Raw genomic sequence first — 26,939 nt, 5'->3', positions numbered from 1 at the left:
GGAAGGATTAGCGCCGGTTGGCGAGAGGAACGACGTTGTGCAACGTTTCGATGCCGCTTTCAAGGAAGCGGCGCACGCCGCGCGCGGCCTGCCGGATGCGCTGCTCGTTCTCCACCATCGCGATGCGGACAAAGCCTTCGCCATGCTCTCCGAACGCAACGCCGGGCGACACCACGACGCCGGATTTCTCCACCATCAGGGTCGCGAACTGCATGCTGCCGACCGCCTCGAATGCCTTGGGCAGCGGCGCCCAGGCGAACATCGAGGCCTGCGGCGGCGGAATGTCCCAGCCGGCGCGGCCAAATGACTCGACCAGCGCATCGCGGCGCTTGCGGTAGGTGTCGCGCATCTCGCGGATGCAGTCGTCGGGGCCGTTCAGCGCCGCTGTCGCCGCCACCTGCACCGGCGTGAAGGCGCCGTAATCGAGATAGGATTTGACCCGCGCCAGCGCTGCGATGATCCGCTCATTGCCGACCGCAAAGCCCATGCGCCAGCCGGCCATCGAGAACGTCTTCGACATCGAGGTGAATTCGACGGTGACGTCGATCGCGCCGGGCACCTGCAGCACCGACGGCGGCGGCTTGTCCTCGTCGAAATAAACTTCCGCGTAGGCAAGGTCGGACAGGATGAAGATGTCGTGCTTCTTCGCGAACGCGACGAGATCCTTGTAGAAGTCGAGGTCTGCGACATAGGCGGTCGGGTTCGACGGGTAGCAGACGATCAGCGCGATCGGCTTCGGGATCGAATGGATGATCGCCCGCTCGACCGCCTCGAAGAATTGCGGGGTCGGCTCCGACGGCACCGAGCGGATCACGCCGCCCGCCATCAGGAAGCCGAAGGCGTGGATCGGGTAGCTCGGATTCGGGCACAGCACGACGTCGCCGGGCGCGGTGATCGCCTGCGCGACGTTGGCAAACCCCTCCTTCGAGCCGAGGGTGGCCACCACCTGGGTATCGGGGTTGAGCTTGACGCCGAAGCGGCGCGCATAATAGGCGGCCTGGGCCTTGCGCAGGCCGTTGATGCCGCGCGAAGCCGAGTAGCGGTCGGTCCGCGGCTTGCCCAGCGTTTCCTTGAGCTTTTCGATCACATGCGGCGGGGTCGGCAGGTCCGGGTTGCCCATGCCCATGTCGATGATGTCGGCCCCGGCATTGCGCGCGGCCGCCTTGGCCTGGTTGACCTTTTCAAAGACGTAAGGCGGCAGGCGGCGAATGCGGTAAAAATCTTCCATGGGACCCTTGCTCCGACAACCGCGACGCCAGAATCGCCCCCTTGGTTGCTAGCGGAAGCCGGCACGGCCTCTTGCAGAAATCGCGCTGAATCAATGATTTAGAGCGAATTCAGGCGCACGATCTGGGGGCTGCGGCCGGATCTGCGGTTGAACCGGGTTTCTTTTAGCACGGACACCGGGCGGCGCCAGCGCTGATCGGTCCGATCCCGTGCGCTCACTTCCCGCTCTGGGCGGCCGTCGAGGCCCCCGTTGATGCCTGGCGATCGCGTGCGGCAATCAGCTCCTGCTCGATCTTGGCCTGATCCGCCGGCTTGATGGTCGGATCGGCGCGGTCGGGCGGCAGATCATGGACCGGCAGATAGCCGCCGGCATCCTTCGACCGCGCGGGTGCGTCGGCCGGCATCGTCATATCGGCAATCGTGCTCGAGCACCCGCTCAGCGCCACCAATGACGCGAGCAGCATTGCGGCCGCGAGCCCCCTGTTCATCTTATCGATCGGCATGCGCCGAATTGTCCCCAACAAGCTAGCGCGCACGTCGCACGTTGCCGACACGGGTCGCACTGGTACGAGCCTTGCAGCGTCCCCGCTGCGTTAATCCTGGCTTCAGCCGTTTCAAACCATTGTCGCTCGAAACGCTTAAAGCGGGAACACCAAAAGCGACCCCTGAGGCTTCAATATGACAGAAGAAAGATTTTTTCTCGCACTGCAACAGAATGAAACGCCGCATTTTGACTGATTTTCGTTGCCGCACCGCGCGATGACGCCCTCCAAACGACGCGATATTGTCCCCGAAATGAGCAACGTCACTACCGATACCCAAGCCGCCCCGAAATTCAACGCCGAAGCCTTCGCCATGAACATCGCGCGGGCGATGGAGAGCAGCGGCCAGGCGCTGGCAGCCTATCTCAAGCCGCGCCAGACCGGGGAAGTCCGCGACAAACCGCCGAACGAGCTCGGCGAGGTCATCAAGACCTTCAGCGTGATCGCCGAGTACTGGCTGTCCGACAAGGAGCGCGCCTCCTCGCTGCAGATGCAGCTCGGCAAGGATTACCTCGATCTCTGGGGCTCGGCGGTGCGCCGCATGGCCGGCGAAGCCGATGCCAAGCCCGCGATCGCGCCGGCGCCGCGCGACAAGCGCTTCCAGGATCCGGAGTGGAAGTCGAATCAGTTCTTCGACTTCATCCTCCAGCTCTACCTCTTGACCGCGAAATGGGCGCAGCAGCTGGTCCACGACGCCGACGGGATCGATCCGCACACCCGCAAGAAGGCCGAGTTCTACGTCCAGCAGATCACCAACGCGCTGGCGCCGTCGAACTTCGTGCTGACCAATCCGGAAGTGCTGCGCGCCACCGTCGAGACCAACGGCGACAATCTGGTGCGCGGCATGAAGATGCTCGCCGAGGACATCGAGGCCGGCCACGGCACGCTGCGGATTCGCCAGTCCGATTCGAGCAATCTCGAGGTCGGCGTCAACATGGCGACGACGCCGGGCAAGGTGATCTACCAGAACGAGCTGATGCAGCTGATCCAGTATTCGCCGGCGACGGAGAACGTGCTGCGCACGCCGCTGCTGATCGTGCCGCCGTGGATCAACAAATTCTACATCCTCGATCTGCGCCCCGAGAAATCCTACGTCAAATGGTGCGTCGACCAGGGCATCACGGTTTTCGTGATCTCCTGGGTCAATCCCGACAAGGAGCTCGGCAAGAAGACCTGGGCCGACTACATGACCGAAGGCCCGCTCACGGCGATGGACGTGATCGAGAAGGTCACCGGCGAGTTGAAGGTGCACACCGCCGGCTATTGCGTCGGCGGCACCCTGCTCGCCTCGACGCTCGCCTATCTCGCCGAGAAGCGCCGCCAGCGCGTGACGTCGGCGACGTTCTTCGCCGCGCAGGTCGACTTCACCCATGCCGGCGACCTGCTGGTGTTCGTCGACGAGGACCAGATCTCGGCGCTGGAACGCGACATGCAGGAATCCGGCGTGCTCGAAGGCAGCAAGATGGCGATGGCCTTCAACATGCTGCGCTCGAACGACCTGATCTGGTCGTATGTCGTGAACAATTATCTGAAGGGCCAGGCGCCCTCCTCGTTCGACCTGCTGCACTGGAATTCGGATGCGACGCGGATGCCGTCGTCGAACCACTCCTACTATCTGCGCAACTGCTATCTGGAGAACCGGCTGTCGACCGGCACCATGGTGCTCGACAACACGCTGCTCGATCTGTCGAAGGTGAAGGTGCCGGTCTACAACCTCGCCGCACGCGAGGATCACATCGCACCGGCGGAATCGGTGCTGTACGGCTCGCAGTTCTTCGGCGGTCCGGTGAAATATGTGCTGTCCGGCTCCGGCCATATCGCCGGCGTGGTCAATCCGCCCGCGTCGAAGAAGTACCAGTACTGGACCAACGACAACATCAAGGACATGAAGCTCGCCGATTGGCTGAAGGGCGCCGAGGAACACAAGGGCTCGTGGTGGCCCGACTGGCGCGGCTGGCTGGAAAGCCATGATCCGGAGACAGTCCCGGCGCGCACGGTCGGCGCAAACGGGACACAGGCGCTCGAGGACGCCCCCGGCAGCTACGTCCGCGTCCGCGCGTAGCGCCAGGTCTCCGCCTAGCGTCAAGTGTTCGCGTAGCGTCAGGTCTTCCGCTCAGCTATAAACAAGCGGTCCCGGCGGTCGGGAATCGAAATACGTGAGGGGGAGACGATGACGCGCGAACTGTTCTGGCTGTCGCTGACGGTGATCCTGACCGGGCTGTTGTGGATCCCCTACATCATCAACCGCTGCCAGGTGCGCGGCCTCTCCGGCGCCATGGACAACCCCTCGCGCACCGACAAGCCGCATGCCGAATGGGCCAACCGGCTGATGTTCGCTCACGACAACGCGGTCGAAAACCTCGTGATCTTCGCGCCGCTGGTGCTGATCCTCAACGCCGCCGACTACTCCACCAAATGGACGGTGCTCGCCTGCGCCGTCTATTTCTGGGCCCGCGTCGCGCATCTGATCGTCTACACGCTCGGCCTGCCGGTGTTCCGCACCCTGGCCTTCACGGTCGGCTTCCTCGCCCAGGCCGTGCTGGCGCTCGCGATCTTCAAGATCGTCTGAGTACAAATCAGCGCCGGCCGACACCGCCGGCGCTATTCTCCGCTCTTGCGCACGACGATGTGCAGCATTGTCGCGGGTGCCTCGTCAAAGCTCTTGATCTCACTGGTGTCGGACGTGACTTGCGTCCATGCCCCTGACGCGGCGTAGGTCGCCGCCAGCCAGCCGGCCTCGGGATAATTGTAGTAGCGGCCGATACTGTCGCGGCCATCGCCATGGCCGATCTTGTAGCTCGCGTAGAAGGCGCCGCCGGGCTTCAGCGCGCGATGGATGCGGCCGAGGATGCCAGCCAGTTCGTCGCGCGGCACGTGCAGCAGGCACGCGCTGGCCCAGACGCCGTCATAGGCCTCGCGATCCTCGAGCTCGTCGAACAGCATCGCCTCGACGGGATGATTGATGCGGCGCGCGGCGACGTCAGCCATTTCAGGCGAACCGTCGGTCGCACGCAGCACAAAGCCTTCGGCGAGCATGACGGCCGCATGATTGCCGGCGCCGCAGCCGAGTTCGAGGATCGCGCCGCCCGGCGGCAGCAGCTCGAGAAAGGCAATGAGCCGGGTGGACGGTGCTTTCGCCCACCCGGCATAGGCCTCGGCATTGCGCCGGTAGAATTGCAGCGTGGCGTCGTCCACGATGTGCTTCGCCGTCAGCTGTCGGAGAGCCCGAGCATCAGCCGCATGTTCTGGACCGCGGCACCCGAGGCCCCCTTGCCCAGATTGTCGAGGCGGGCGACCAGCACCGCCTGGCGATGCTTGTCGCTGGCGAAGACATAGAGCTCGAGCTGGTTGGTCTCGTTGAGCGCTTCCGGCTCGATCTTCCCGCCTTGGCTGGCTTCGTTCTGCAGCGGCATCGCGGAGACGTATTTGCTGCCGGCGTACCACTTCGCCAGCACGGCCTGCAGGTCGGCGCCGGTCGGCTTGCCCGGCAGCGCGTCGAGCTGCAGCGGCACCGACACCAGCATGCCCTGCCGGTAGTTGCCGACAGACGGGATGAACAGCGGCCGCCGCGTCAGATGCGAATAGAGCTGCATCTCCGGCACGTGCTTGTGCTCGAAGCCGAGGCCGTAGAGGTGGAAGGCCGGCGCCGAGCCGTCCTCGAAGCTCGCGATCATCGACTTGCCGCCGCCCGAATAGCCGCTCACCGCGTTGATGGTGACGGGATAGTCGGCCGGCAGCAGGCCGCCGTCGACGAGCGGCCGCAGCAGCGCGATCGCGCCGGTCGGATAGCAGCCGGGATTGGAGACCTTTTTCGCGTTGCGGATCTTGTCGGCCTGATCGGGTGCGAGTTCGGCAAAGCCATAGGCCCAGTCGGGCGCGACCCGATACGCGGTCGAGGCATCAAGCACCTTCGGCGCGGCATTGCCCATGGTATCGATCAGCGCGACGGTCTCCTTGGCGGCCTCGTCAGGCAGGCAGAGGATCACCAGCTCCACCTCCTCCATCAGCGCGCGCTTGGCGCCGGCGTCCTTCCGCTTGTCCTCGGCGATGTGCTTCACCGCGACGTCGCCGATCGAATTGAGCCGCTCCTGGATGCCGAGACCGGTGGTGCCGGAGCCGCCATCGACGAACACGGTAGCCTTGGTCGCACCGCTCTTGGTGTTTGGATTGGTGTCGGTGAGGGTCATGGCACACTCCTTTCGAGCTCGTTCGTTTTGATAGCAAAGACTTCCGGCCGCGCCTGCCGCATCAGATGCGCGATCTGTTGCGCGCCGGCATCCGCTTGCGCGCCCAGGTGACCCGCGACCGCCGCATAGTCGGTCTCGGATTTGTGCTGGTTCAGCTTGAAGCTGCCCTCCACCTCTTCCACCGTCATCTCGAAGCCCACGATCGCCTTCTTCATGGCATCGAGCCGCGCCGCTGTCATCTTGCCCGAAACCCACGGCTTCTTCGGCACCAGCCGGTCCTCGAACTTGGCGGTCAGCGCGTCGATCTGAACCGCGAGTTCCGCGCCCGACAGGGTCCGCACCGGCCCGGTCAGATGCACGGCCTGATAGAGCCAGGTCGGTACCTGGTCGGGCGACACGTACCAGTCCGCCGACACATAGGCATCCGCGCCGTTCACGGCCAGCAGCCAGGGAACGCCGCCATCCGCCAGCTTTACCAGCGGATTGTGACGGGCAACATGAAACAGCGCCCGCGGCGTGCCGTCGGCGGCGTAGCTCAGATAGAACGGCAGCGCGGAGGCGATCGGCTTGCCGCCGTGCCACGCGCAGGCGATACCGAAACCGCGCGCTTCCGCGAAGCCGAGGCTCGCGGCGCGGTCAGGCTTGAAAGGCGGTGGCGTATACATGGTCGTAGCTCCTGCATGACGAAGGAGCCGCCAGATCGAACCGCGTGTCTTTTTTTAGGAGAGCGCCGCGGGATCAGGTCCGGCGGCAGAGGCGATGGTCTAAACGCGAGCGACCGCCCATACCGCGAGAATGCGGCGGCGGGCGATGATGATGGTCGCGGCGTTGATCATGGGCGCGGCTATAAGGCCGCGCCCCGTTGACGTCAAGAAAAACCGTTCAGATCACCGGATTCCACGGCGCCGGCACGACGCGATAACCGCTGCCGTCCTTCACTACATTGCCGAGACCCGGGAACGGATAGTGGAAGCCCTGCACTTGGAGCCGCTCGGCAACCACCATGTCGTAGATCCGCCGGCGGGTCTTCTCGGCGACGTCGCCGTCCTGGTCGAAGAACGCGTGCCAGCCGGGGTTGGTCGCGAAGAGGTTCGGATTGTTGGTGACGTCGGACTGGATGAAGACCTTTTCCGAGCCCGAGGCCAGCACGTAGGAGGTGTGGCCCGGCGTATGGCCGACAGTTTCGACCGAGGTCAGGCCCGGCGCGATCTCCTTGCCCCATTCGTAGGGCGTGACCTTCTTCTTAAGGCCGGCCTCGAAGATGTTGCGGTTGTTCTTGAACAGGCCCTGCATGCGGCCGGCCGGCGCCCGGCTCATCTCGCCGTCGTCCATCCAGAACTTCCATTCGGTCGCCGGCACCAGGATCTCGGCGTTCGGGAATGCCGGGGTGCCTTCGGCGGTCAAGAGGCCGTTCACGTGGTCGCCGTGGAAGTGCGAGATCACGACCATGTCGACATTCTTGGGATCGAATCCGGCGGCGATGAAATTATCGGCGAACAGGCCGTTGGCCCCCTTCGTGCTGGCCTTCGCCAGCGCGCCATTGCCGGTGTCGATCACGACGAGCTTGCCGCCGGTGTTGAGCACGAGCGGCGCGAACCAGATCGTCACCATGTCGCGCGGCATGAATGCCTTCTCCAGCGCCGCGTTGACATCCTCCCGCTTCGCATTCGGGATGAAGGCGTCTTCCAGCTTGAACACGTTCTTGCCGTCGGACACCACGCTGACCGTGATATCGCCGACCTTGTAGCGATAGAAGCTCGGCGCCTGCTTGTCGGCCGCGGGCGAAGCTGCCTTGGCCGGGATTGCCGGCAACAATGGTGCGGCAGCGATGCCGGCAGCGCCGGCGAGAGCGTGACGTCTGGTCAATTCCATCTGATGTCCCTCCAGTGACACGGCGCCCGATGAATTCGCGCTTGGCGGGCGAGGTTGTAGCAACGTTTCGATGCTCGCGCGATGACGGCAGGTCGAGCAATTGTTCTTCCGCCTAACCCCCGCGCGCTGGCGTTATTCCGGAACGCGCTACACCACCCGCCAAATCCACTCGACGGCCTGGGCGATGACGTCGCCGAACAACAGCAGTGCCGCCGACCAGACCAGCGCGGAGACGAAATTCGCGATCTGGAACTGCCAGTACGACATCTCGAAAATGCCGGCCGCGAGCGGCACGGAGGCGCGCAGCGGACCGAAGAAGCGGCCGATGAAGATGCTGGGCACGCCCCAGCTCTTCACGAAGGCCTCGCCGCGCGGCAGGATTTCCGGATAGCGCGACAGCGGCCACATCTGCGCGACCTGCTCCTTGTAGCGATAGCCGAACCAGTAGGAGACCCAGTCGCCGAGCGCAGCCCCGATGCCGCCGGCCATCCAGATCGGCCAGAAGCTGATCCCGCTGACGCCGATCAGCGCGCCGATCGCAACCAGTGCGCCCCAGGCGGGCACCAGCAGCGAGATGAAAGCGAGCGATTCAGCGAACGCCAGCAACATGACGATCGGAGCGGCCCAGGCCTGGTGATGGCGCACGAATTCGGCCAGGGCCCGCGCAAGGTCTTCCATCTCGTCGTGTGCCTTCCGCTCCGTTGAACCTCGAATGAACCTTTCTAGCCGCTCGCAGCCTAAGAACAGGTAAGCCAGCCCATTGCGTGACATCAAGTCACAAAGGCGGGGATCGAACGTGATTTCCCGTAGGCCCCTGCGGTCCAGGCTGGCTGGCATCTCCCTCACAAGAAAAAGGAATTACTGGATGATCGGGTCACTGATGATGTGCGTGAGCGTGCTCGTCCTGCTGTTCGGAATGCTCGCGGGCATCGCCATGGGTATCCAGCACGATTTCACGTTGGGGCCGGCGCATGCGCATCTCAATCTCGTCGGCGGCGTGATGCTGTTCCTGTTCGGGCTGTACTACCGGCTGGTCCCGGCCGCGGGAACCATGCTGCTGGCGAAAATCCAAGGCTGGCTGCATATCATCGGCGGCATCCTGTTTCCGGCCGGCGTGGCCGCCGTGCTGCTGAAGGGCCCCACGCTCGAGGCAGCGCCGATCGTCGGGTCCCTGATGGTGATGCTCGCCATGGCCCTGTTCGCGGTCATTGTATTCCGCACCTCGCGGGCGTAATCGCGGAATCCTATCTACACAGGCGGCCGGGCCGAAGGCGCGGCCGCCCCCTTTTGGCAGCCCATCCGTGGCATAGTCAGAAACAACCGATTCGCCGCGCCGTGACCGGCGCGTTACTTGAAGAAACATGGCCAAATCATTGAAGTCAAACGCTAAAAGCAAATCTTCTGACGATCTGTTCGGAGCGCCGGAAGCGAAGGGCCGCGCATCGGCGAAGGCTGCTTCGCGGCCTGGAGGCGGCGCTGAGGCCGGCTATACCGCGGCCGATATCGAGGTTCTGGAGGGGCTGGAACCGGTTCGCCGGCGCCCCGGCATGTATATCGGCGGCACCGACGAGAAGGCGCTACACCACCTGTTCGCCGAAGTGATCGACAACTGCATGGATGAGGCGCTGGCGGGCCACGCCACCTTCATCGACGTGGAGCTGACCGCCGACGGTTTCCTGACCGTGACCGACAACGGCCGCGGCATTCCGGTCGACCCGCATCCGAAATTCCCGAAGAAGTCGGCGCTCGAAGTCATCATGTGCACGCTGCACTCGGGCGGCAAGTTCGACTCCAAGGTCTATGAGACCTCGGGCGGTCTGCACGGTGTCGGCGTCTCCGTGGTCAACGCCCTCTCCTCCCGGCTCGAGGTCGAGGTTGCACGCAGCGGACAGTTGCATCGCATGACCTTCGAGCGCGGCCATCCCAAGGGCAAGCTGGAAGATCTCGGCAAGGTCAGCAACCGCCGCGGCACGCGCATCCGCTTCAAGCCGGACACCGACATCTTCGGCGCCAAGGCCGCCTTCAAGCCGCAACGCCTGTTCAAGATGACGCGCTCGAAGGCGTATCTGTTCGGCGGCGTCGAGATTCGCTGGCACTGCGATCAGGAATTGCTGAAGGGCGTCGAGGACGTCCCGGCAGAAGCCAAGTTTCACTTCCCCGGCGGCTTGAAGGATTACCTGGCTGCGGCGATCCACGCCGACACGCTGGTGCATCAGGATATCTTCTCCGGCAAGTCAGGCCGCAGCGGCGCGCATGGCGCCTGCGAATGGGCGGTGGCCTGGACTGCCGACGCCGACGGATTCCTGTCGTCCTACACCAACACGGTGCCGACGCCCGACGGCGGCACGCATGAATCCGGCCTGCGCAGCGCGCTGCTGCGCGGCCTGAAGGACCACGCCGAACGCGCGGGCCAGGGCAAGCGCGCAGCCTCCATCACCTCGGAAGACGTTATGGTGGGCGCGGCGGTCATGCTCTCGGTGTTCGTGCGCGAGCCTGAATTCCAGGGCCAAACGAAAGACCGCCTCGCCACCGCCGAAGCGCAGCGCATCGTCGAACAGGCGATGAAGGACCCGTTCGACCACTGGCTGTCGGGCAATCCGAACCAGGCCAACCGGCTGCTCGATTTCGTGATCGATCGCGCCGAGGAACGGCTGCGCCGCCGCCAGGAAAAGGAAACCGCGCGCAAGACCGCCGGCAAGAAGCTGCGCCTGCCCGGCAAGCTCGCCGATTGCACAGACGCCGGCACCGAAGGCTCCGAACTGTTCATCGTCGAGGGCGACTCGGCCGGCGGCAGCGCCAAGCAGGCGCGCGATCGCAAGACGCAGGCCGTGCTGCCATTGCGCGGCAAGATTCTCAACGTTGCGTCAGCCGGCAAGGACAAGCTGACCGCCAACGCGCAGCTCTCCGATCTGGTGCAGGCGATCGGCTGCGGCACGCTCGCGCATTACCGCGAAGAGGATCTGCGCTATCAGCGCATCATCATCATGACCGACGCCGACGTCGACGGCGCGCATATCGCTTCGCTCCTGATCACCTTCTTCTACCGGCAGATACCGCGGCTGATCGACGAAGGACATCTGTATCTCGCCGTACCGCCGCTCTACAAACTGACCCACGGCACCAAGTCGGTTTACGCGCGCGACGACGCCGACAAGGATCAGCTCATGAAGAGCGAGTTCAACGCCAACGCCAAGGTCGAGGTGAACCGCTTCAAAGGCCTCGGTGAGATGAACCCGACCCAGCTCAAGGAAACCACGATGGATCCGGCCAAGCGCACCCTGCTGCGCGTGGTGCTGCTGGCCGACGACCGCGAGGGCACCGCCGACTCGGTCGAGCGGCTGATGGGAACCAAGGCGGAAGCCCGCTTCGCCTTCATCTCCGACAAGGCCGAATTCGCCAGCGACGACCTGCTCGACGTTTAGGGTCAACCGGCTGATTTGACGTGATTTTCCGGCCGCCCCCTGATCGGGGCGGCCGTTTGCATGCGCCCCTCCAGAGCGCCACGGCGGCTTCGTTTTCGGCCCGATGTGTCTCACCCGCAACAGCATTTCCGGCGGAACCACGTATAGTCCTGACATGAGTTTCGGGAATCGGCGCCAACGCGCTCCCGGTCGAACGCCAAGTCGAGGATTTGAATATGAAGAAGATTTTGCTCGCTCTGACCGCGGTTGCTGCGATGACGGCATCGGCGTCGGCTGCCGACCTGGCTGCCCGCCCCTACGCCAAGGCTCCTGCCCCGCTCCCGGTAGTGCCGAGCTGGACCGGCTTCTACATCTTCGGTGGTGGCGGCGGCGGCATCTGGGATGCTGACACCGGCGTTCAGTCGACCGCCACGGGTGCCCCGATCCTCGGCTTCAACCAGCGCCAGGGCGGCGATGGCTGGTACGGCACCGTTGGTGCCGGTTATGACTGGCAGACCGCCAACAGCTGGGTCCTCGGCGTGTTCGCCGACGGTCAGTTCGGCAGCCTGAAGGGCACCATCCAGGATCAGGGTCCGTTCCTCGCCGGCAACATCAAGAACGACTACAGCTGGGCCGTCGGTGCGCGGCTGGGCTACCTGATTGCTCCGAACGTTCTGTCCTACGTCAACGCCGGTTATTCCAGCTCGCACTGGAAGGGCACCACCCTGTTCAACACCGCGAGCGCTCTCCCGTCCGGCCTGCACACCAACGACTTCGATCGCAGCGGCTGGTTCGTCGGCGGCGGCGTCGAGAACAACCTGAACATCTTCGGCATCACCGCGCCGGGCTGGTTCATGAAGACCGAATACCGCGCGGCCTACTACGACACCAAGAACATCTCGGAGCTGGCCGACGTCACCAATATCTCGAACGGCCGCGACATCACCTTCAAGCCGTTCGTTCAGACCATCAGCACCTCGCTGGTCTATCGCTTCAACTGGACCGGTCCGGTTGTTGCGAAGTACTGAGCTGAATACCGATCTCTGCTGACAGAGCAGACCAAAAGCCCCGGCATCGTCCGGGGCTTTTTTGTTGCCCTGATGTTGTTACCTTGATGTCTTCGGGAACCGTGCCGCGCACGCCGACTGGCGCAGGGCCGACCGGCCGCGGCCGATCTGGTCAGCGCGGTGACGATCAGGCACTCTCGCGCCGGATTCAAACCACAGCGGACAACAACAATGAAAAACGGACAGTTTGATCTCTCGGGCAGGGTTGCGATCGTCACCGGCGGCAATGGCGGCATCGGGCTCGGCATGGCGCGCGGCCTGGCAGATGCAGGTGCTGCGGTCGCCGTGGTCGGCCGCAACGAGGCGAAGTCGAAGGCCGCCGTCGAGGATCTCGGCAAGCGCGGCGCCAAGGCGATCGCGGTGGCAACCGACGTGACCGACAAGGCCGCGATCGCGGCCATGGTCGAGCGCGTCGGCGGCGAGCTCGGCCGGATCGACATCCTCGTCAACAATGCCGGCATGAGCATCCGCAAGCCGCCGCACGAGCTCGAGCTCGACGAGTGGAGCAAGGTGATCGACACCAACCTCACCAGCGCCTTCCTGTGCTCGAAGGCGGCCTACCCGGCGCTCAAGGCGTCGGGCCACGGCAAGATCATCAATATCGGATCGATGATGTCGATCTTCGGCGCGAGCTTCGCTGCGGCCTATGCCGCCAGCAAGGGCGGCATCGTGCAGTACACCCGCGCCTGCGCCAACGCCTGGGCTCCCGACAACATCCAGGTCAACGCCATCCTGCCGGGCTGGATCGACACCGATCTGACCAAGGGCGCGCGCCAGCAGGTTGCCGGCCTGCACGAGCGCGTGCTCGCGCGCACGCCGGCGGCACGCTGGGGCGTCATCGACGACTTCGCGGGCATTGCCGTGTTCCTGGCATCACCGGCGTCGGACTTCGTCACCGGTACCGCGATCCCCGTCGACGGCGGCTATTCGGTGATGGTCTGAAAACACGAGAGCCCCGGCGTTCGCCGGGGCCCTCGCATCCTGCTCGCCTCTGTCTAGCTCAGTAGCGCGCGATGGTCGGCGCATCGAACTTGTAGTTCACGCGTACCACCGCCCACTGAATGTCGCGCGGCTTGGCGTCGAACGTATAGGTCCCCGCCGCGGTGCCGGCGAGCTGATAGGTCTGGCGCTCGAACGCTGCGTAATTGTACTCGACGCCGATGGTCCAGTTGCGGGTGATGCCGTACTCCCAGCCGGCGCCGACGGTCCAGCCGCTGGCCCAGTGGGTCTGGCTGCCCGCCCCCGTCGACGGCGGAAGGTTGTCGGCCACCGACAGGCGGTTGTTCACGCCGGCGTAGCCGCCCTTGAAATAGAGCAGATTGTTCTGGATCGCGTAGCCGGCGCGGCCGACGATCGTCGCCATCACGTTCGAGCGCCAGCTGAACTCATCATCGCGGCCGCGCCCGAACACCGTGTTGGTGACGTTGCCGGAACTGTCGAGCCCGGAGACCGTGCCCTCGATGCCGAACACGAAATTATTGGCCTGCCAATTGTAACCGATCTGGCCGCCGCCCATGAAGCCTGAGCTACGTTGACGGAAGCCCTGCCCCGGCGCGAGATCACCGAACGACGTCGTGTTCGCGCTGTTGACCCACTGCTCGTTGGTCCAGGCGCCACCGAGATGGCCGCCGAGATAGAAGCCGGACCAGTTGTAGATCGCCTCCACGTAGACCGGCGCCGTGCTGTAGGGACGCGCACCGAGATCGGCGGCCGAAGCGGCGCTGAGGCCAAGCGCAGTGGTTACAGTCAAAGCGGCAATGAATTTGGCAGGAAACACAGCAGCACCCCCAGGTTGTCTGATGGGCACAGCATTCCCCGAGAGACCCTTACCAAAAGAAAACCGCTGAAGCCGCTGATGCAGAATCCACACACAGGCATTTCGAATCCTGTCGGGCTGTTGCTACAGCGCAACTTTTATCGTTCGATTTAAACGGCTGTTATCCTTGATGGATTCTTAGCAGCCACCGATGCGGCGTCAGCCTTGTGCCGGCGAATGCACATGCTCGGGGCGCACTCCGACGGCGACAAAACGGGCTGTGAGCCCCTGCAACCAGGGCATTGCCGTGATCAACCGCAGCGCGAACGGCACCTTCTGATCGCCTGCCTTCAACGCGACGCTGATCAGGTTGTTCTGCGCGATCACCTGCATGCGCTGCGTGACCCGGACCGGAAATTCACGGCGACGCCGCACCGCATCGAGTTCGTCTTCCGACGGCACGCCCTGTGCGAGCTTGGCCGCCAGGATGTTGGCGGTCGCGACGGCGTCCTGCGCCGCGAGGTTGACGCCGACGCCGCCGATCGGCGACATCGCATGCGCCGCATCGCCGATGCAGAGCAGACCGGGACGGGTCCAGCGCGTCAGGCGATTGATCGCAACCGTCAGCAGCTTGACGTCGTCGAAGCTCTTCACGTCGGCAATGCCGCTCTTGAGGATCGGTGCGAGGTGCAGCACGTCGTCGAGCAGCGCCGGCAATCCCCGCGCCTTCACGGCCTCGTATTGTCCCTTGGCGATCACATAGGCGCATTGCCAATAGTCGCCGCGGTCGAACGTCACCATCATCTTGCCGTGGTCGATGCGGGCGAACAGATTCTCGGTCTCGTCCGGGCGCCGCCCGACGCGAAACCACAGCACGTCCATCGGCGCGCCGATCTCCTCGACGTCGAGGCCGGCGCGCTCGCGCACGATGGAATGGCGGCCGTCGCAGCCGATCGTGAGGTCCGCCTCGATCTCGATCGGGCCGTCAGGCGTTGTCGCGCGGACGCCGGCGACAGCATCGCCGCGCCGGATCAGGTCGGTCGCCTCCGCGCTCATCAGCACCTTCAGCGAGGGAAAGCGCCTGCCGCTGTCGCGAAGGAAATTCAGGAAGTCCCACTGCGGCATCATCGCGATGAAGGGATATTTGACGCTGAGGCGGCTGAGGTCGGCGATCCGCACTGAGGTGCCGCCGAACATGCCGTCGAGCCTCTGGATGTCCTGGTGCGGCAGCTTCAGGAAGCCGTCGATCAGGCCGAGCTCGTCCATCACCTCCAGGGTCGAGGGATGCACGGTGTCGCCGCGGAAGTCGCGGAAGAAGTCGGCGTGCTTCTCCAGCACCACGACATCGACCCCGGCGCGTCCCAGCAGATAACCCAGCATCATGCCGGCCGGCCCGCCGCCGACCACACAGCAACGCACCTTCATCTGACGCGTCGTCGGCCCCGCCGGATTGCCTGCATCCATGACGCCATCCTCACCGCTGCTTGGCCCCTCAGGCTCCGACTGTAACGCGGATCGGACGACAAGGATGCAAACTATCGCCGGAAGGTCTTGATTTCCGACACGCTGCCGTCGCGGTAGGTCAGCTCCACCGAGACCGCCTTGGTCTGCGGCGCAAGCTTCAGATAGGGCTGCGCGTCGGACGGGATGGCGCTCGGATCGCGCTGATTGCAGGGCGGCATCTTCAGGAGCTTGTCCGGCACCGCGCTGTCGATGCCGATCCGCACCTCACGGATCGCGCAGCGATACGACATCAGGTGGGTGTAGTAGACCAGCAGCCCGTTGAACTCGCGGAACGACAGCCAGCTCGTCGCGGTCATGTCGAGGATCTTGCGCTGGTCGCGGATCAACGCTGCGTCGGGATCAAACCTGATCGGGAACGGTCCCTGCATCTCGCCCTGGGCATCGACATAGCGCAGCTCGATCGTCGCAGCCGGCGCGTCGGCCGGCAGCTCGATCGACGGATTGGGCATCCGCTTGCGCGTGCGCGGATCGAGCGTGTCGATGAAGCCGGTTTCGCGGAAGTCGCCGCTGTCGCCGATCCGCCAGGAGATCCCGAGCGTCGGATCGGCGATCGAGAACACGACGCTCCAGCCGCCATTGTGCCGCGAGAAGCTCGCGATCGGGGCGTTGACCGAGTCTTCCTTCGGCAGCTTCGGCACCGCGACCGGCGGCAGCGCGGCCACCTGCTGCGGCGGCGCGGACGGCTTGGCCGCCTCCGCCTGCGCCTTCGCGATCCCGTTGAGGAAGACGTCGTCGACCATCTGGTCGAAATAGACCGGGATCTGCTTGTGCTTCACGGTTTCGGCCATCTCGCTGACCAGCCGCCGCGTGCGCTGGGCGACCTGCACGAGGTTTTCACCGGGCTGCAACAGCTCCTTGGCGAAGGTCCGCGTGAACACCGAATTGGGATTGGCATCGTCGTTCGACAGCCGGTCGAGCGCGGTCTGGCGCGGGCCTGCCGAAAACACCGAGAACACGCCTTCCGGCAGCTGCGTCATCGGCGCGAGGCCCCCGCCGCCGGCAACGGCACGCGTGCCGGCCCGTTCGAACGGATTGTTGCGGCAGGCGTCGAATACCAGGATCGAGGTGCGCGCCTTCTTGTTCTGCAGCCGCTCGATGATGCGGTCGGCGAGAACCGAGGCGTCGCGCACCAGCTCCTCCTGGCCTTCGGTGGCCGCCGGCACGTCGGTCGGCAGCAGGAAATTCTGGCCGGCGATCTCGAAGCCGTGACCGGCATAGAAGAAGAACGCGGTGTCGCCGGGTTCCACGGCGCGGTCGAACGCGAGCAGCGCCTCGGAGAACGCCTGCCGGTTCAAGTTCTCCGCCACCATGACGCTGAAGCCGAGCTGCTTCAGCGTGTCGCCCATAGTGCGGGCGTCGTTGACCGCCTTCTGCAGCTTCGGCACGTTCCTGTAGTCGTTGTTGCCGATTACCAGCGCGACGCGCTTTTCGGCCTGGGCGGGCGCCGCCGAGGCGACAAGAGCGACCGCCAAAAGGATCGCCGAAAGTACCGAAAGCCAGCTCTTCATTCCGTTTCCCGCCTGCACGACATGTGCCGCCCGTGCGGCCGCCGCCTAATAGTCGGACCAGCCGTTTGCCCGGTTCAAGGCCACTCCGGACGCCGTCCTGACCGGCCACGCCAGCCCGGAATGAGGCGTCCGGTCCGTCTTTGGTCAAGTTTCTTTTTACGGCCCGCATGATAGATTCGAAACTTCCATCCGGCTTGAGTTCTCCGCGCGTTCCAACGGCTCTTCCGTGCACACATGGTCTACTGATCAAGTCGATCCCCGGGATCGCTTCGACTATTGGCGCGAGGTCCGCGCCAAGGGGCTGTTCGGCGTCACTGCCGAGCTCGAGCCCGAGCGGCGCCTCGACTTCTTCGGCGAGTTTTCGCTGCGCAAGCTCGGCGATGCCGGGCTGGTCGAGTTGCGCGCCTCGCCCTACCGCGTCGAGCGGCGCGCGGGCGACATCGCCGACGCGGCCAGCGACAGCCTGTGCATCTACCAGCAGCTCGGCGGCGGCGGCTGGTTCGGCGGCGCGCGGCTCGATGAATTCGCGGTGCGCGACGGCATGTTCGCGACCAGCTATTCGGACCTGCCCTATCGTACCGTCCCGCTGCACGACGACGGCTTCCACCTGCGCATCATTAAGATCCCGGTGGCGAACCTGATCCCGCCGGGCGCCGAGCTCGGCGAGCTCGTCCCCAGGCCCATGCTGGATGAGACCGCGCTGCGGCCGCTGCTGGAATCATGCTTCCGCGACCTCATCGAAGGCAACGACGCCCCAGCGGCGGACCCGGCGCCGATGGTGCAGGCGCTCGCCCATATCGCGCTGATCGAGCGCGGTCTCATGCGGCCGAAGAGCCGGCTCGCGCAGCAGGCGTTGCGAAGCGCCCATCTGTCGCTGGCTCGCCGCCTGATCCGGCGACATCTCGCGAGCCCGGCGCTGACGCCAACCCTGATCGCCGGCCTGCTCGGCATCTCGGTCCGTCACCTCCACATCCTGTTCGAGGCAACGGAGAACAGCTTCTCGGAGACCGTCACCGCGCTCCGGCTCGCGCAGAGCCGCCGCCTGCTCCGTGAGCGGTCCGGGCAGACCATTGCCGAGGTCGCCTTTGCCTGCGGCTTCGAGAGCCTCGCGACGTTCTACCGTCTGTTCAATGCGTCCGAATCGATGACGCCGGGCGATTACCGCGCGCGACTGGCCTAAAGCCCGCGGCCAGCCCTGACGGGCGGAGGCACGGCCCCAGCGTCTTGCCAAGCCGCGGGCATACCGGCAGGCGGGTCATCTCGCACTGGCCCATTATCTGACGCTCTCAGAACCGAAGTGATCAGCCTGCGCGCATTGAGAAGATAATTTCCGGCGATTTCGCCAGAACCGCGCTGGCGCTTCGCCTGGGCTCGGCACAGCCAATTTCCTTACCGGCGACGCGCGCTCTGTTGCAGAGCGAGGGGTCAGGCAAGATGCGCATCAAGCTTGGGAATCACAGCCCGAAAACGCTGGCCACAGGCTCGGACCGCGTCCCTGTCCCCGATGCCGTGGAGTTGCACGCGGATCAGCCTCCAGCGCGCGATCTTGCTCTTCGGAACTCTCCGGCGACAGGCAACCGCGGCTGGGCACCGTTGCTAGAAGCCTGCCTTGCCGACTTCAAGGAAGCGACGGAGGCCGGTGATACCGCGAGCATTCCTGCGCTGGTCAAGATCGTGGCGGACCTTGCGCTGATCGAACGCGGTGCGATCAGGCCGGGCAGCCGCCGCGCCCAGCAGGCGTTGCGCGTCGGCCGGCTCAGCCTCGCGCGCCGGCTGATCACGCGCCACCTCGCCAAGCCGGCGCTGTCGCCGGGCATGATCGCCGACATGCTCGGCGTCTCGGTCCGCTACCTGCACGTCCTGTTCGAAGCGACGGGGGCGAGCTTCTCGCAGACCGTCACCGCCCAGCGCCTTAGCGAGAGCCGCAGGCTGCTTTGCGAAAAGCCGCCGCGGCCGATCGTCGATGTCGCCCTCTCCTGCGGCTTCGGCAGCCTCGCCACCTTCTACCGGATCTTCAGCGCATCCGAAGGCCTGACGCCCGGCGAGTACCGGCTGCGGGACGCTAGCACGACAGCGATCCAATGAGGCTCTGCGGCCACACTCGCCCTCATTTTCGCGGCTGATGCCCGCCCGATCGACGGCATGCTCGCTCTGAGAAGACACCGCAGAACCGTTACGCCAGAAACAACCAGTTGCAATGGCATGTCCCGTGGCGGGGCTATCGCATATGGCTATCGGCCATGACGACGTGGAAACGTCGGTTACAGAAGCATGCGAATGCCAAATGCACCCTGTGGCGAGCGTGCGTCTGCGTGATTTCGGAATATTAGAAAAGTATCCGTGAGTTGCCCGACGTGTCAACTGGTCTGGTCGAACGCCGGCCACCGCCGGCTGCTTTGCATGGGGTTGTTTTCGATATTTGGCAACGCGCCTCGCCCAAAGGCGGCGCGGGTCCCCGCCGAGGGCCTCGTCATCGGATTCCGGGACCGGCGATTCATTTGACCACCAAATGACGGAAATGACGGTTATTCTGGCCAAAACGTTAAGCTTTTTCGGCTATCCGGCTGGTTCCAAGATTGACTTTACCGGTTTCGCCCCTATGTTGCGGGGCAACGCGGCCCTCGGATCGAAACGCGATTCGTCAGGTTTGCCGTCCGTCAGCGTTAGCCAGAGCCCCCGAGCTTTATAGAAAAGCGAGCCGTTTCGGGGCCGAACGCGACAGCCTTTTACCTTCGATTCCGAACGGCGGTTTCGACCAGAGGCTCAATGTCTTTTTCCAATCTAGGCCTGTCCGATAAGGTCCAAGCCGCAGTAGCGGCCACCGGTTACACCAACCCCACTCCCATCCAGGAACAGGCAATCCCGCACGTTCTCGCCCGGCGCGACGTCCTCGGCATTGCCCAGACCGGCACCGGCAAGACCGCTGCCTTCGTTCTCCCGATGCTCACCATCCTCGAGAAGGGCCGCGCCCGGGCACGGATGCCGCGCACCCTGATCCTCGAGCCGACCCGCGAGCTTGCCGCGCAGGTGAAGGAGAATTTCGACAAATACGGCGCCGGGCAGAAGCTCAACGTGGCCCTCCTGATCGGCGGCGTCTCGTTCGGCGACCAGGACTCCAAGCTGATGCGCGGTGTCGACGTCCTGATCGCAACGCCCGGCCGCCTGCTCGACCACACCGAACGCGGCGGGCTGCTGCTCACCGGCGTCGAGCTGCTGGTGATCGACGAAGCCGACCGCATGCTCGACATGGGCTTCATCCCCGACATCGAGCGCATCTGCAAGCTCGTCCCATTCACGCGGCAGACCCTGTTCTTCACCGCGACGATGCCGCCGGAAATCAGCCGCATCACCGAGACCTTCCTGCACAATCCGGCCCGGATCGAAGTCTCCAAGCCCGCAACGACCGCGGTGACCGTGACCCAGTCCCAGGTGCCCGCCGGCCGCGAGCCGCACGAGAAGCGCGAGATCCTCCGCCGCCTGCTGCGCGACGCCAAGGACCTCAACAACGCGATTATCTTCTGCAATCGCAAGCGCGAAGTCGCCGTCCTTCACAAATCACTGCAGAAGCACGGCTTCAGCGTCGGCGCCCTGCACGGCGACATGGACCAGAGCGCGCGCATGGCCGCGCTTGATCAATTCCGCAAGGGCGAGCTGCCCCTGCTCGTCGCCTCCGACGTCGCCGCCCGCGGCCTCGATATTCCGGCCGTCAGCCACGTCTTCAATTTCGATGTGCCGCATCACCCCGATGACTACGTCCATCGCATCGGCCGCACCGGCCGCGCCGGACGCACCGGCACCGCGATCTCCATCGTCACCTCGCTCGACAGCAAGTCGATGGCCGCGATCGAGAAGCTGATCGGCCAGCAGATCCCGCGCACCGAAGGCGACTACAGCGTCCACAGCGAAGCCACCGACGAAGATGCCGCGCCGCGCCGCTCGCGTGGCCGCGAAGGCTCGCGCGATGGTGCCCGCGGCGGTCGCAAGCCGCGGCGTGAGCGCGAGCCGCGCCACGGTGAACGCGAGGCGCGTCATGGCGACCGCGAGGCGCGTCACGAGCGGGAGCCCCGCCAGGAGCGCGAAGCCAAGCCGGAGCGCGAGCCGCGCCATGGCCGCGACGCGCCGCAGGCCACCCCGTCGCACGTACCGTCGATCGGGCGTGCCGAGCCTCGGCGGCCGCAGCGCGAGGTGGACCATGAGCCCGCCGATCACTCGCACCTGCCCGCCTTCCTGCTGCGACCTGTGCGCGCACGCGCTTGAGGCCATGCTCCGATGCCGCCGCGCCAGCGGCGGTATGCCGGTCAGTTGATGCTGCCGGCGTACGCGCTGATCCCTTGCGTTTGAAGCAAATGCACGCAGTTTGCGCATCGCATTGGCGCGCAAGCGAAAAGCTTCCGCAAGCCGCGCGCGAATCCAACGGCATCGCAGCTATCAGCGATAGTCGCGGCGGCTTCCCGTAGTTCTACTGTTTACTTCGCCTTCACTCTCGTCCCGTACCCTCGCGCCAATAGTTTAGTCATTGCTGCCGGATATGATCGGCATTGCGTGCATTGAGGACGTAACAGTGGTCAAGCTGCTGGACGAATACGAACGTACGTTGGCCTTTGCCGAAGTCGCGCTTGGTCAGATCCGCTCGCTTCGCCAGACCGCCGTCCCCCGCAATTATGAGATCTGGTACGTCTACGCGACCGGATACAACGCACCGCTCAACAAGGTCATCAACGAGACGCTGGCGCGCTGCGGCAAGCTCACTGAATCCGATCTCGAGCAGATCTACGAAACCTACCTCTCGCACATCAAGACCTCGGACCGCATCGACAAGGTCGGCGCGCGCGTCATCGGCGAGATCGATGCCGTCTTGCAGCTGATCACCGACGCGCTCGGCGTGTCCGCGACCTACGACGCGAGCCTCGTCGGCGCCAGCGACCGCCTCACGACCGCGACGACCCGCGACCAGATCAAGACCATCGTCGAGGGACTCGCCAAATCGACGCGCGAAATGCGCGAGACCAACCAGGCGCTGGAGAGCCGGCTCGCGCTGTCGAAGTCGGAGATCAACGACCTGCAGCACAGCCTCGAGGCGATCCGCGCCGAGAGCCTGACCGATCCGCTGACCGGCCTCGGCAACCGGAAATATTTCGACCGCTCGATCGACACGGCGGTGCAGACTGCGCTCGCCAGCGGCGAGCCGCTGTCGCTCCTGATGTTCGATATCGATCACTTCAAGTCGTTCAACGACTCCTACGGCCATCTGACCGGCGACCAGGTGCTGCGGCTGGTGGCGCAATCGTTGCGACAGAACATCAAGGGCCAGGACATCACCGCCCGCTATGGCGGCGAGGAATTCGCGGTCGTGCTGCCCAACACCGCGCTGCGCCAGGCACTGACGGTCGCCGACCACATCCGCCGCGCCGTGATGGCCAAGGAATTGAAGAAGAAGTCGACCGGCGAGATCCTCGGCCGTGTCACGATCTCGGTCGGCGTCTCCATGCTGAAGCCGGCCGACGACACCGACTCGCTGATCGAGCGCGCCGACGCCTGCCTCTACGCCGCCAAGCGCGCCGGCCGCAACCGCGTGATCTGCGAGGCCGATCCGGAATACAGCGCCGAGAGCCAGACCCGCGTGGCGTGATCTGCTTGCCTCACCATGAGGCCTTGGATCACACGCCCGGCTCTACCCACGTCATTGCGAGCGAAGCGAAGCAATCCATGCAACCGCATCCGCGGCTCTGTGGATTGCTTCGTCGCCAGCGCTCCTCGCAATGACGCGGACAGATTCGGTATCCTCAGGAAGAGGATCGCTTCTTTCCCGTGCGCTTCTTCTGAGCGGGAGATCGCTTCGCAGTCGCCTTTCGCACCGCCGACTTCTTGCCTGTGGTCGTCGTGTTCGCGACCTTCCTGACCGACGCCTTCGTCTTCGATGCAGCCGCTCGCTTCCTCGGCCGCTTGCGCAGCGCGGCGCGCTGGGCGGCGCCGAGCGCCAGGCGCGCCCAGACCGCGAGCTCCTCGGAATCGTCAAACAGCCGCGCCGGCAGTTGCCAGTACGAATTCACCGTCACCGTCTTGGAGCGCGTCTGATACTGGAACGGCCCGCAGCCTTCCGCCTCGAATTGCGGGATGGTCTGTTCGTCGGCGCGGAAGTAGAGCCCGGCGCGCAGCGCTAGCGCGAAATTGGTGCCGTCGGCCGAGATGCCGTAGCCGGAGAACATCCGGCGCAGGGTGACCGGGCCGAAATCGGCAAACAGGTCTGTCAGGAATTCCCGGTCCATGTGCCCATCGCCCCGCTTTGCGCGCTCAGGGGGAAGAGCGCGTCTCCATCCGCGTCATTGCGAGCGAAGCGAAGCAATCCATCCAACCGGGTATGCGGACCCATGGATTGCTTCGTCGCTATCGCTCCTCGCAATGACGCCGGATGGAATTGGTGGTTACGCCGCAGAGACCGGCGCTCCCTTGATGTTCTAGACCGCGGCCGGCTTGAGCTGCACCGATTCGCCGCAACCGCAGGCGGAGACCTGGTTCGGGTTGTTGAACACGAACTGGGCCTGCATCTTGTCGGCCACGTAGTCCATCTCGGTGCCGAGCAGAAACAGCACGGCCTTCGGATCGACCAGGATCTTCACACCCTTGTCCTCGACCACTTCGTCGGTCGGTCGGATCTCGTGGGCGTATTCGACGGTGTAGGATTGTCCGGCGCAGCCGCCGTTCTTGATGCCGACGCGCAGGCCGACGATCTCGGAATCGGCGCGCTTGGTCAGCTCGGTGATCCGCTCGGCCGCGGCATCGGTCAGTTTCATGACCTGCGGACGCGGCCGCTTCGGCTTGGCTGGGGTTGGTGAAACTTGCGTCATGTCACTCATGTGGTCAGTCCCAGCGGCAAATCAATTGCCGATCTTCTCGAGCCTAAGTCCAATCCCCTAACGCATCACCACATATTGAGGACGAGGCGGGCCTCGTCCGACATCCGGTCTGGCGTCCAGGCCGGATCCCACACCAGGTTGACGTTGACGACGCCGACGCCGGGAACGCTGGCGACCGCGTTCTCCACCATGGTCGGCAGTTCGCCCGCGGCCGGGCAGTTCGGCGTGGTCAGCGTCATCAGGATGTCGACGGAGCGATCATCCTTGAGGTCGACCTTGTAGATCAGGCCGAGCTCGTAGATGTCGGCCGGGATTTCCGGGTCGAACACCGTCTTCAGCGCCGCGACGATCTCGCCGCTCATGCGCTCGGTCTCCTCCGCCGGCAGTGCCGAGGTGGTTTCCATGGTGGCCGTCTTGACTTCGGCTGTATCGGTCATGCGAACAATTCCCGCGCCTTGATCAGCGCCTGCGCCAGGTGGTCGACTTCATCCCTTGTATTATACATCCCGAAGGATGCGCGGCAGGTGGCTGTGACGTTGAACCGCTCTAAAAGCGGCATCACGCAATGGGTGCCGGCGCGCACCGCAATGCCCTGCCGATCGATCACGGTCGCGACATCGTGGGGATGCGCGCCCTTCATCTCGAACGAGATCACCGGGCCCTTGTTGCGGGCGGTTCCGATCACACGCAGCGAGTTGATCTCGCGCAGGCGCTCCTGCGCGTAGGTCAGCAGCTCATTCTCGTGCGCGGCGATGCGCTCCTTGCCGATCGAATTGACGTAGTCGATCGCAGCACCCAGCCCGATCGCCTCGACGATCGGCGGGGTCCCGGCCTCGAACTTGTGCGGCGGATCGCCATAGGTGACCCAGTCCTTTGCCACTTCACGGATCATCTCGCCGCCGCCGTTGAACGGCCGCATCGCCACCAGGTGCTCGTGCTTGGCATAGAGCGCGCCGATGCCGGTCGGCCCGTACACCTTGTGGCCGGTGAAGGCGTAAAAATCGCAATCGAGGTCCTGGACGTCGATCGGCAGATGCACCGCGCCCTGCGCGCCGTCGACCAGCACCGGAATGCCGCGGGCATGCGCGAGCCGGACCACGTCCTTGACCGGAACCAGCGTGCCGAGCGCGTTCGACATCTGGGTGATGGCGACGATCTTGGTGCGCGGGGTCAGGAGCTTCTCGAACTCCTCGATCAGGAAGTTGCCCTCGTCATCGACCGGCGCCCACTTGATCACGGCACCCTGGCGCTCCCTGAGAAAGTGCCACGGCACGATGTTGGAGTGGTGCTCCATGATCGAGAGGACGATCTCGTCGCCCTCCTTGATATTCTCACCGCCCCACGACGCCGCCACCAGATTGATCGCCTCTGTGACGTTGCGGGTGAAGACGATCTCTTCATTGCGGCGCGCGTTGATGAACTGCGCGACCTTGCCGCGAGCGCCCTCATAGGCCTCGGTCGCGGCATTGGCGAGGTAATGCAGGCCGCGATGCACGTTGGCGTATTCGGTCTTGTAAGCCTCGGTCATGCGGTCGAGCACCGCATTCGGCTTCTGCGCCGAGGCGGCGTTGTCGAGGTAGACCAGCGGCTTGCCGTAGATCTGCATGGCGAGCGCCGGGAAATCCTGCCGCACCAAAGCGACGTCGTAAGAGCCGTTGGCGACCGCCTTGTGCATGCTCACGCCCTCGCTTCCAGCCAGCGCCGCGCGGCGGCAATTGCGACCTCGCGCAAGGCGTCGCTGGCAATGGTCTCGATCGCCTCGCCGACGAAGGCCTGGATCAGAAGCGCCTGCGCTTCCTTCTCCGGCAGTCCGCGGGCGCGCATGTAGAACAGCAGGCTCTCGTCGAGCGCGCCGGTGGTCGCACCGTGACCGCAGGTGACGTCGTCGGCGAAGATCTCGAGCTCCGGCTTGTTGTCGGCTTCCGCATCGTCGGACAGCAGCAGCGCCCGTGTCATCATCTTGGCGTCGGTCTTCTGCGCGTCGGGGCGGACGATGATGCGGCCCTGGAACACGGAATGGGCGCGGTCGTCGACGACGGCACGGAAGATCTCGCGGCTCGCGCAGTTCGGCACCGCGTGATCCATGAACAGTGTGGTGTCGGCGTGCTGCTTGCCGTTGATCAGGTTGACGCCGTTGGTCTCGACCTTGGAGCCTTCGCCGGCGCAAGTCACGGTCAGCTGGTAACGGCTGACATGACCGCCCGAGGTCAGGCCGAACGTGTTGAGATGGGCGTGCGCGCCGAGCGAAATCGTCGCCGACGAAATGTTGAAGGCATCCACGGCGTCTTCGACCAGGCGCACGTGATCGAGCCGCGCATTGTCGCCGATCGCGACAACCAGACCGTCATGGGTCTGGTAGGCCTTGGCGCCCTCGGCGGCGAGATAGCTCTCCACCAGCGTGACATTGGCACCGCGGCCGAGCCGGAGCAGCGAACGCGTGAACATCGAGGCCGGCGCAGTGCCAGATGCGACGTGGACGATGTGCAGCGGCTGGGCCAGCACCGTGCCGTTGGCGATGTCGATAACAACGCCATCGGTCGCCATCGCACCGTTCAGCGCGATCATCGGATTGGAGATGTCCGACGCAAAGGCCTGCGCCGAGAGCGCGCCGTCGCCGCCATCGAGCACCTCGCGCAGCGCGCGGATGCTGAGGCCCTTGTCGAGTTTGCCGAGATCGGAGAGTTCAGCTGCGAACGCGCCGTCGACCAGCACCAGGCGGCGCGCGCCGTCGATCGCCCGCAGCTTCACGGCCGCGTCGGCGCGGCTCAGCGCCGACGCATCGGGGGCCGGCGCGAGCGGCAGCACCTCGCGCATCAGCGCGCGCAGGTCGGTGTATTTCCAATCCTCGATCCTGCGATGCGGCAGGCCCGAGCGCTCGTAGGCCTCGAACGCCTCCCGGCGCTGATCGGCGATCTTGCCCTTGCCCGGGAGACGGTCGCGGACCACGGCGAATACGTCGCCCAGCGCACGCCCGGTCTCGGTCTTTGCAACAACGTTCATC

General features: G+C 64.9%; 25 protein-coding genes. 10 read left to right on the top strand and 15 right to left on the bottom strand.

Annotated features, from left to right (window positions below):
* Positions 1 to 7: 7 nt before the first annotated feature.
* Positions 8 to 1,228, bottom strand: a complete 1,221-nt coding sequence (locus ACVILL_RS31570; RefSeq protein WP_456732634.1) for an LL-diaminopimelate aminotransferase — start codon at positions 1,226 to 1,228, stop codon at positions 8 to 10.
* A 214-nt stretch (positions 1,229 to 1,442) separates the two neighbouring features.
* Positions 1,443 to 1,730, bottom strand: a complete 288-nt coding sequence (locus ACVILL_RS31565; protein WP_456732633.1) for a hypothetical protein — start codon at positions 1,728 to 1,730, stop codon at positions 1,443 to 1,445.
* A gap of 292 nt (positions 1,731 to 2,022) precedes the next feature.
* Between ACVILL_RS31565 and ACVILL_RS31560 the strand changes: the two genes are divergently transcribed.
* On the top strand, positions 2,023 to 3,831 hold the full coding sequence (locus ACVILL_RS31560; protein ID WP_456732632.1) for a PHA/PHB synthase family protein: 1,809 nt from the start codon (positions 2,023 to 2,025) through the stop codon (positions 3,829 to 3,831).
* A 108-nt stretch (positions 3,832 to 3,939) separates the two neighbouring features.
* Positions 3,940 to 4,338 (top strand): MAPEG family protein, encoded by a 399-nt coding sequence (locus tag ACVILL_RS31555; RefSeq protein WP_456732631.1) that lies wholly within the window; start codon positions 3,940 to 3,942, stop codon positions 4,336 to 4,338.
* 32 nt (positions 4,339 to 4,370) lie between these two features.
* Here ACVILL_RS31555 and ACVILL_RS31550 read toward each other — a convergent pair whose 3' ends face one another.
* The 5 genes from ACVILL_RS31550 to ACVILL_RS31530 form a co-directional block, all read right to left on the bottom strand.
* Positions 4,371 to 4,964: a class I SAM-dependent methyltransferase gene (locus ACVILL_RS31550; protein WP_456732630.1), complete on the bottom strand. Its 594-nt coding sequence runs from the start codon at positions 4,962 to 4,964 to the stop codon at positions 4,371 to 4,373.
* 14 nt (positions 4,965 to 4,978) lie between these two features.
* Positions 4,979 to 5,956: an N-acetyl-gamma-glutamyl-phosphate reductase gene (gene argC / locus ACVILL_RS31545; protein ID WP_456732629.1), complete on the bottom strand. Its 978-nt coding sequence runs from the start codon at positions 5,954 to 5,956 to the stop codon at positions 4,979 to 4,981.
* Positions 5,953 to 6,621: an FMN-binding negative transcriptional regulator gene (locus tag ACVILL_RS31540; RefSeq protein ID WP_456732628.1), complete on the bottom strand. Its 669-nt coding sequence runs from the start codon at positions 6,619 to 6,621 to the stop codon at positions 5,953 to 5,955. The genes argC and ACVILL_RS31540 overlap by 4 nt, the downstream gene beginning before the upstream one ends.
* A gap of 217 nt (positions 6,622 to 6,838) precedes the next feature.
* Positions 6,839 to 7,828, bottom strand: coding sequence for an MBL fold metallo-hydrolase (locus ACVILL_RS31535; RefSeq protein WP_456732627.1), 990 nt, complete (start codon positions 7,826 to 7,828; stop codon positions 6,839 to 6,841).
* Between the two features lie 147 nt (positions 7,829 to 7,975).
* Positions 7,976 to 8,506 (bottom strand): DedA family protein, encoded by a 531-nt coding sequence (locus ACVILL_RS31530; protein WP_456732626.1) that lies wholly within the window; start codon positions 8,504 to 8,506, stop codon positions 7,976 to 7,978.
* 187 nt (positions 8,507 to 8,693) lie between these two features.
* On the opposite strand from ACVILL_RS31530, the gene ACVILL_RS31525 reads away from it, so the two are divergent.
* From ACVILL_RS31525 to ACVILL_RS31510, 4 genes are all read left to right on the top strand, one after another.
* On the top strand, positions 8,694 to 9,062 hold the full coding sequence (locus tag ACVILL_RS31525; RefSeq protein ID WP_456732625.1) for a hypothetical protein: 369 nt from the start codon (positions 8,694 to 8,696) through the stop codon (positions 9,060 to 9,062).
* A gap of 127 nt (positions 9,063 to 9,189) precedes the next feature.
* On the top strand, positions 9,190 to 11,250 hold the full coding sequence (gene parE / locus ACVILL_RS31520) for a DNA topoisomerase IV subunit B (protein ID WP_456732624.1): 2,061 nt from the start codon (positions 9,190 to 9,192) through the stop codon (positions 11,248 to 11,250).
* A gap of 215 nt (positions 11,251 to 11,465) precedes the next feature.
* Complete coding sequence (locus tag ACVILL_RS31515) at positions 11,466 to 12,257, top strand: outer membrane protein (RefSeq protein WP_456732623.1); 792 nt, start codon at positions 11,466 to 11,468, stop codon at positions 12,255 to 12,257.
* A 210-nt stretch (positions 12,258 to 12,467) separates the two neighbouring features.
* Entirely contained in the window at positions 12,468 to 13,238 is a 771-nt protein-coding gene (locus ACVILL_RS31510; RefSeq protein WP_456732622.1) for a glucose 1-dehydrogenase, read from the top strand.
* Positions 13,239 to 13,296: 58 nt separating this feature from the next.
* Here the strand turns inward: ACVILL_RS31510 and ACVILL_RS31505 are convergent, their stop codons facing one another.
* From ACVILL_RS31505 to ACVILL_RS31495, 3 genes are all read right to left on the bottom strand, one after another.
* Positions 13,297 to 14,046 carry an outer membrane protein gene (locus ACVILL_RS31505; protein WP_456732621.1) on the bottom strand — a complete coding sequence of 250 codons (750 nt, stop codon included), beginning with the start codon at positions 14,044 to 14,046 and terminating at the stop codon, positions 13,297 to 13,299.
* 225 nt (positions 14,047 to 14,271) lie between these two features.
* Positions 14,272 to 15,516 (bottom strand): FAD-dependent oxidoreductase, encoded by a 1,245-nt coding sequence (locus ACVILL_RS31500; RefSeq protein WP_456732620.1) that lies wholly within the window; start codon positions 15,514 to 15,516, stop codon positions 14,272 to 14,274.
* A gap of 71 nt (positions 15,517 to 15,587) precedes the next feature.
* Positions 15,588 to 17,084 (bottom strand): caspase family protein, encoded by a 1,497-nt coding sequence (locus ACVILL_RS31495; RefSeq protein WP_456732619.1) that lies wholly within the window; start codon positions 17,082 to 17,084, stop codon positions 15,588 to 15,590.
* Between the two features lie 226 nt (positions 17,085 to 17,310).
* Between ACVILL_RS31495 and ACVILL_RS31490 the strand changes: the two genes are divergently transcribed.
* From ACVILL_RS31490 to ACVILL_RS31475, 4 genes are all read left to right on the top strand, one after another.
* The gene (locus tag ACVILL_RS31490) at positions 17,311 to 18,264 is read left to right on the top strand and encodes a helix-turn-helix transcriptional regulator (RefSeq protein ID WP_456732618.1); all 954 of its coding nucleotides are present in this window, start codon (positions 17,311 to 17,313) and stop codon (positions 18,262 to 18,264) included.
* 254 nt (positions 18,265 to 18,518) lie between these two features.
* Entirely contained in the window at positions 18,519 to 19,169 is a 651-nt protein-coding gene (locus ACVILL_RS31485) for a helix-turn-helix transcriptional regulator (protein ID WP_456732617.1), read from the top strand.
* A 681-nt stretch (positions 19,170 to 19,850) separates the two neighbouring features.
* Positions 19,851 to 21,341 carry a DEAD/DEAH box helicase gene (locus ACVILL_RS31480; protein WP_456732616.1) on the top strand — a complete coding sequence of 497 codons (1,491 nt, stop codon included), beginning with the start codon at positions 19,851 to 19,853 and terminating at the stop codon, positions 21,339 to 21,341.
* Between the two features lie 304 nt (positions 21,342 to 21,645).
* Complete coding sequence (locus ACVILL_RS31475) at positions 21,646 to 22,713, top strand: GGDEF domain-containing protein (RefSeq protein ID WP_456732615.1); 1,068 nt, start codon at positions 21,646 to 21,648, stop codon at positions 22,711 to 22,713.
* 154 nt (positions 22,714 to 22,867) lie between these two features.
* Here the strand turns inward: ACVILL_RS31475 and ACVILL_RS31470 are convergent, their stop codons facing one another.
* From ACVILL_RS31470 to sufD, 5 genes are all read right to left on the bottom strand, one after another.
* The gene (locus ACVILL_RS31470) at positions 22,868 to 23,350 is read right to left on the bottom strand and encodes a TfoX/Sxy family protein (RefSeq protein WP_456732614.1); all 483 of its coding nucleotides are present in this window, start codon (positions 23,348 to 23,350) and stop codon (positions 22,868 to 22,870) included.
* 189 nt (positions 23,351 to 23,539) lie between these two features.
* The gene (locus tag ACVILL_RS31465; RefSeq protein ID WP_456734409.1) at positions 23,540 to 23,929 is read right to left on the bottom strand and encodes a HesB/IscA family protein; all 390 of its coding nucleotides are present in this window, start codon (positions 23,927 to 23,929) and stop codon (positions 23,540 to 23,542) included.
* 74 nt (positions 23,930 to 24,003) lie between these two features.
* On the bottom strand, positions 24,004 to 24,375 hold the full coding sequence (locus tag ACVILL_RS31460; protein WP_021081118.1) for an SUF system Fe-S cluster assembly protein: 372 nt from the start codon (positions 24,373 to 24,375) through the stop codon (positions 24,004 to 24,006).
* A complete protein-coding gene (locus ACVILL_RS31455) occupies positions 24,372 to 25,619 on the bottom strand; it encodes a cysteine desulfurase (RefSeq protein WP_456732613.1) in 1,248 nt (415 codons plus the stop codon). The genes ACVILL_RS31460 and ACVILL_RS31455 overlap by 4 nt, the downstream gene beginning before the upstream one ends.
* Entirely contained in the window at positions 25,616 to 26,938 is a 1,323-nt protein-coding gene (sufD, locus tag ACVILL_RS31450) for a Fe-S cluster assembly protein SufD (protein WP_456732612.1), read from the bottom strand. The genes ACVILL_RS31455 and sufD overlap by 4 nt, the downstream gene beginning before the upstream one ends.
* Between the last annotated feature and the right edge of the window lies 1 nt (position 26,939).

It is taken from the genome of Bradyrhizobium sp. USDA 3364 (assembly GCF_054056355.1).
Note: the sequence above shows the minus strand (reverse complement) of the source record. Positions and strands in the feature narration are given on the sequence as shown.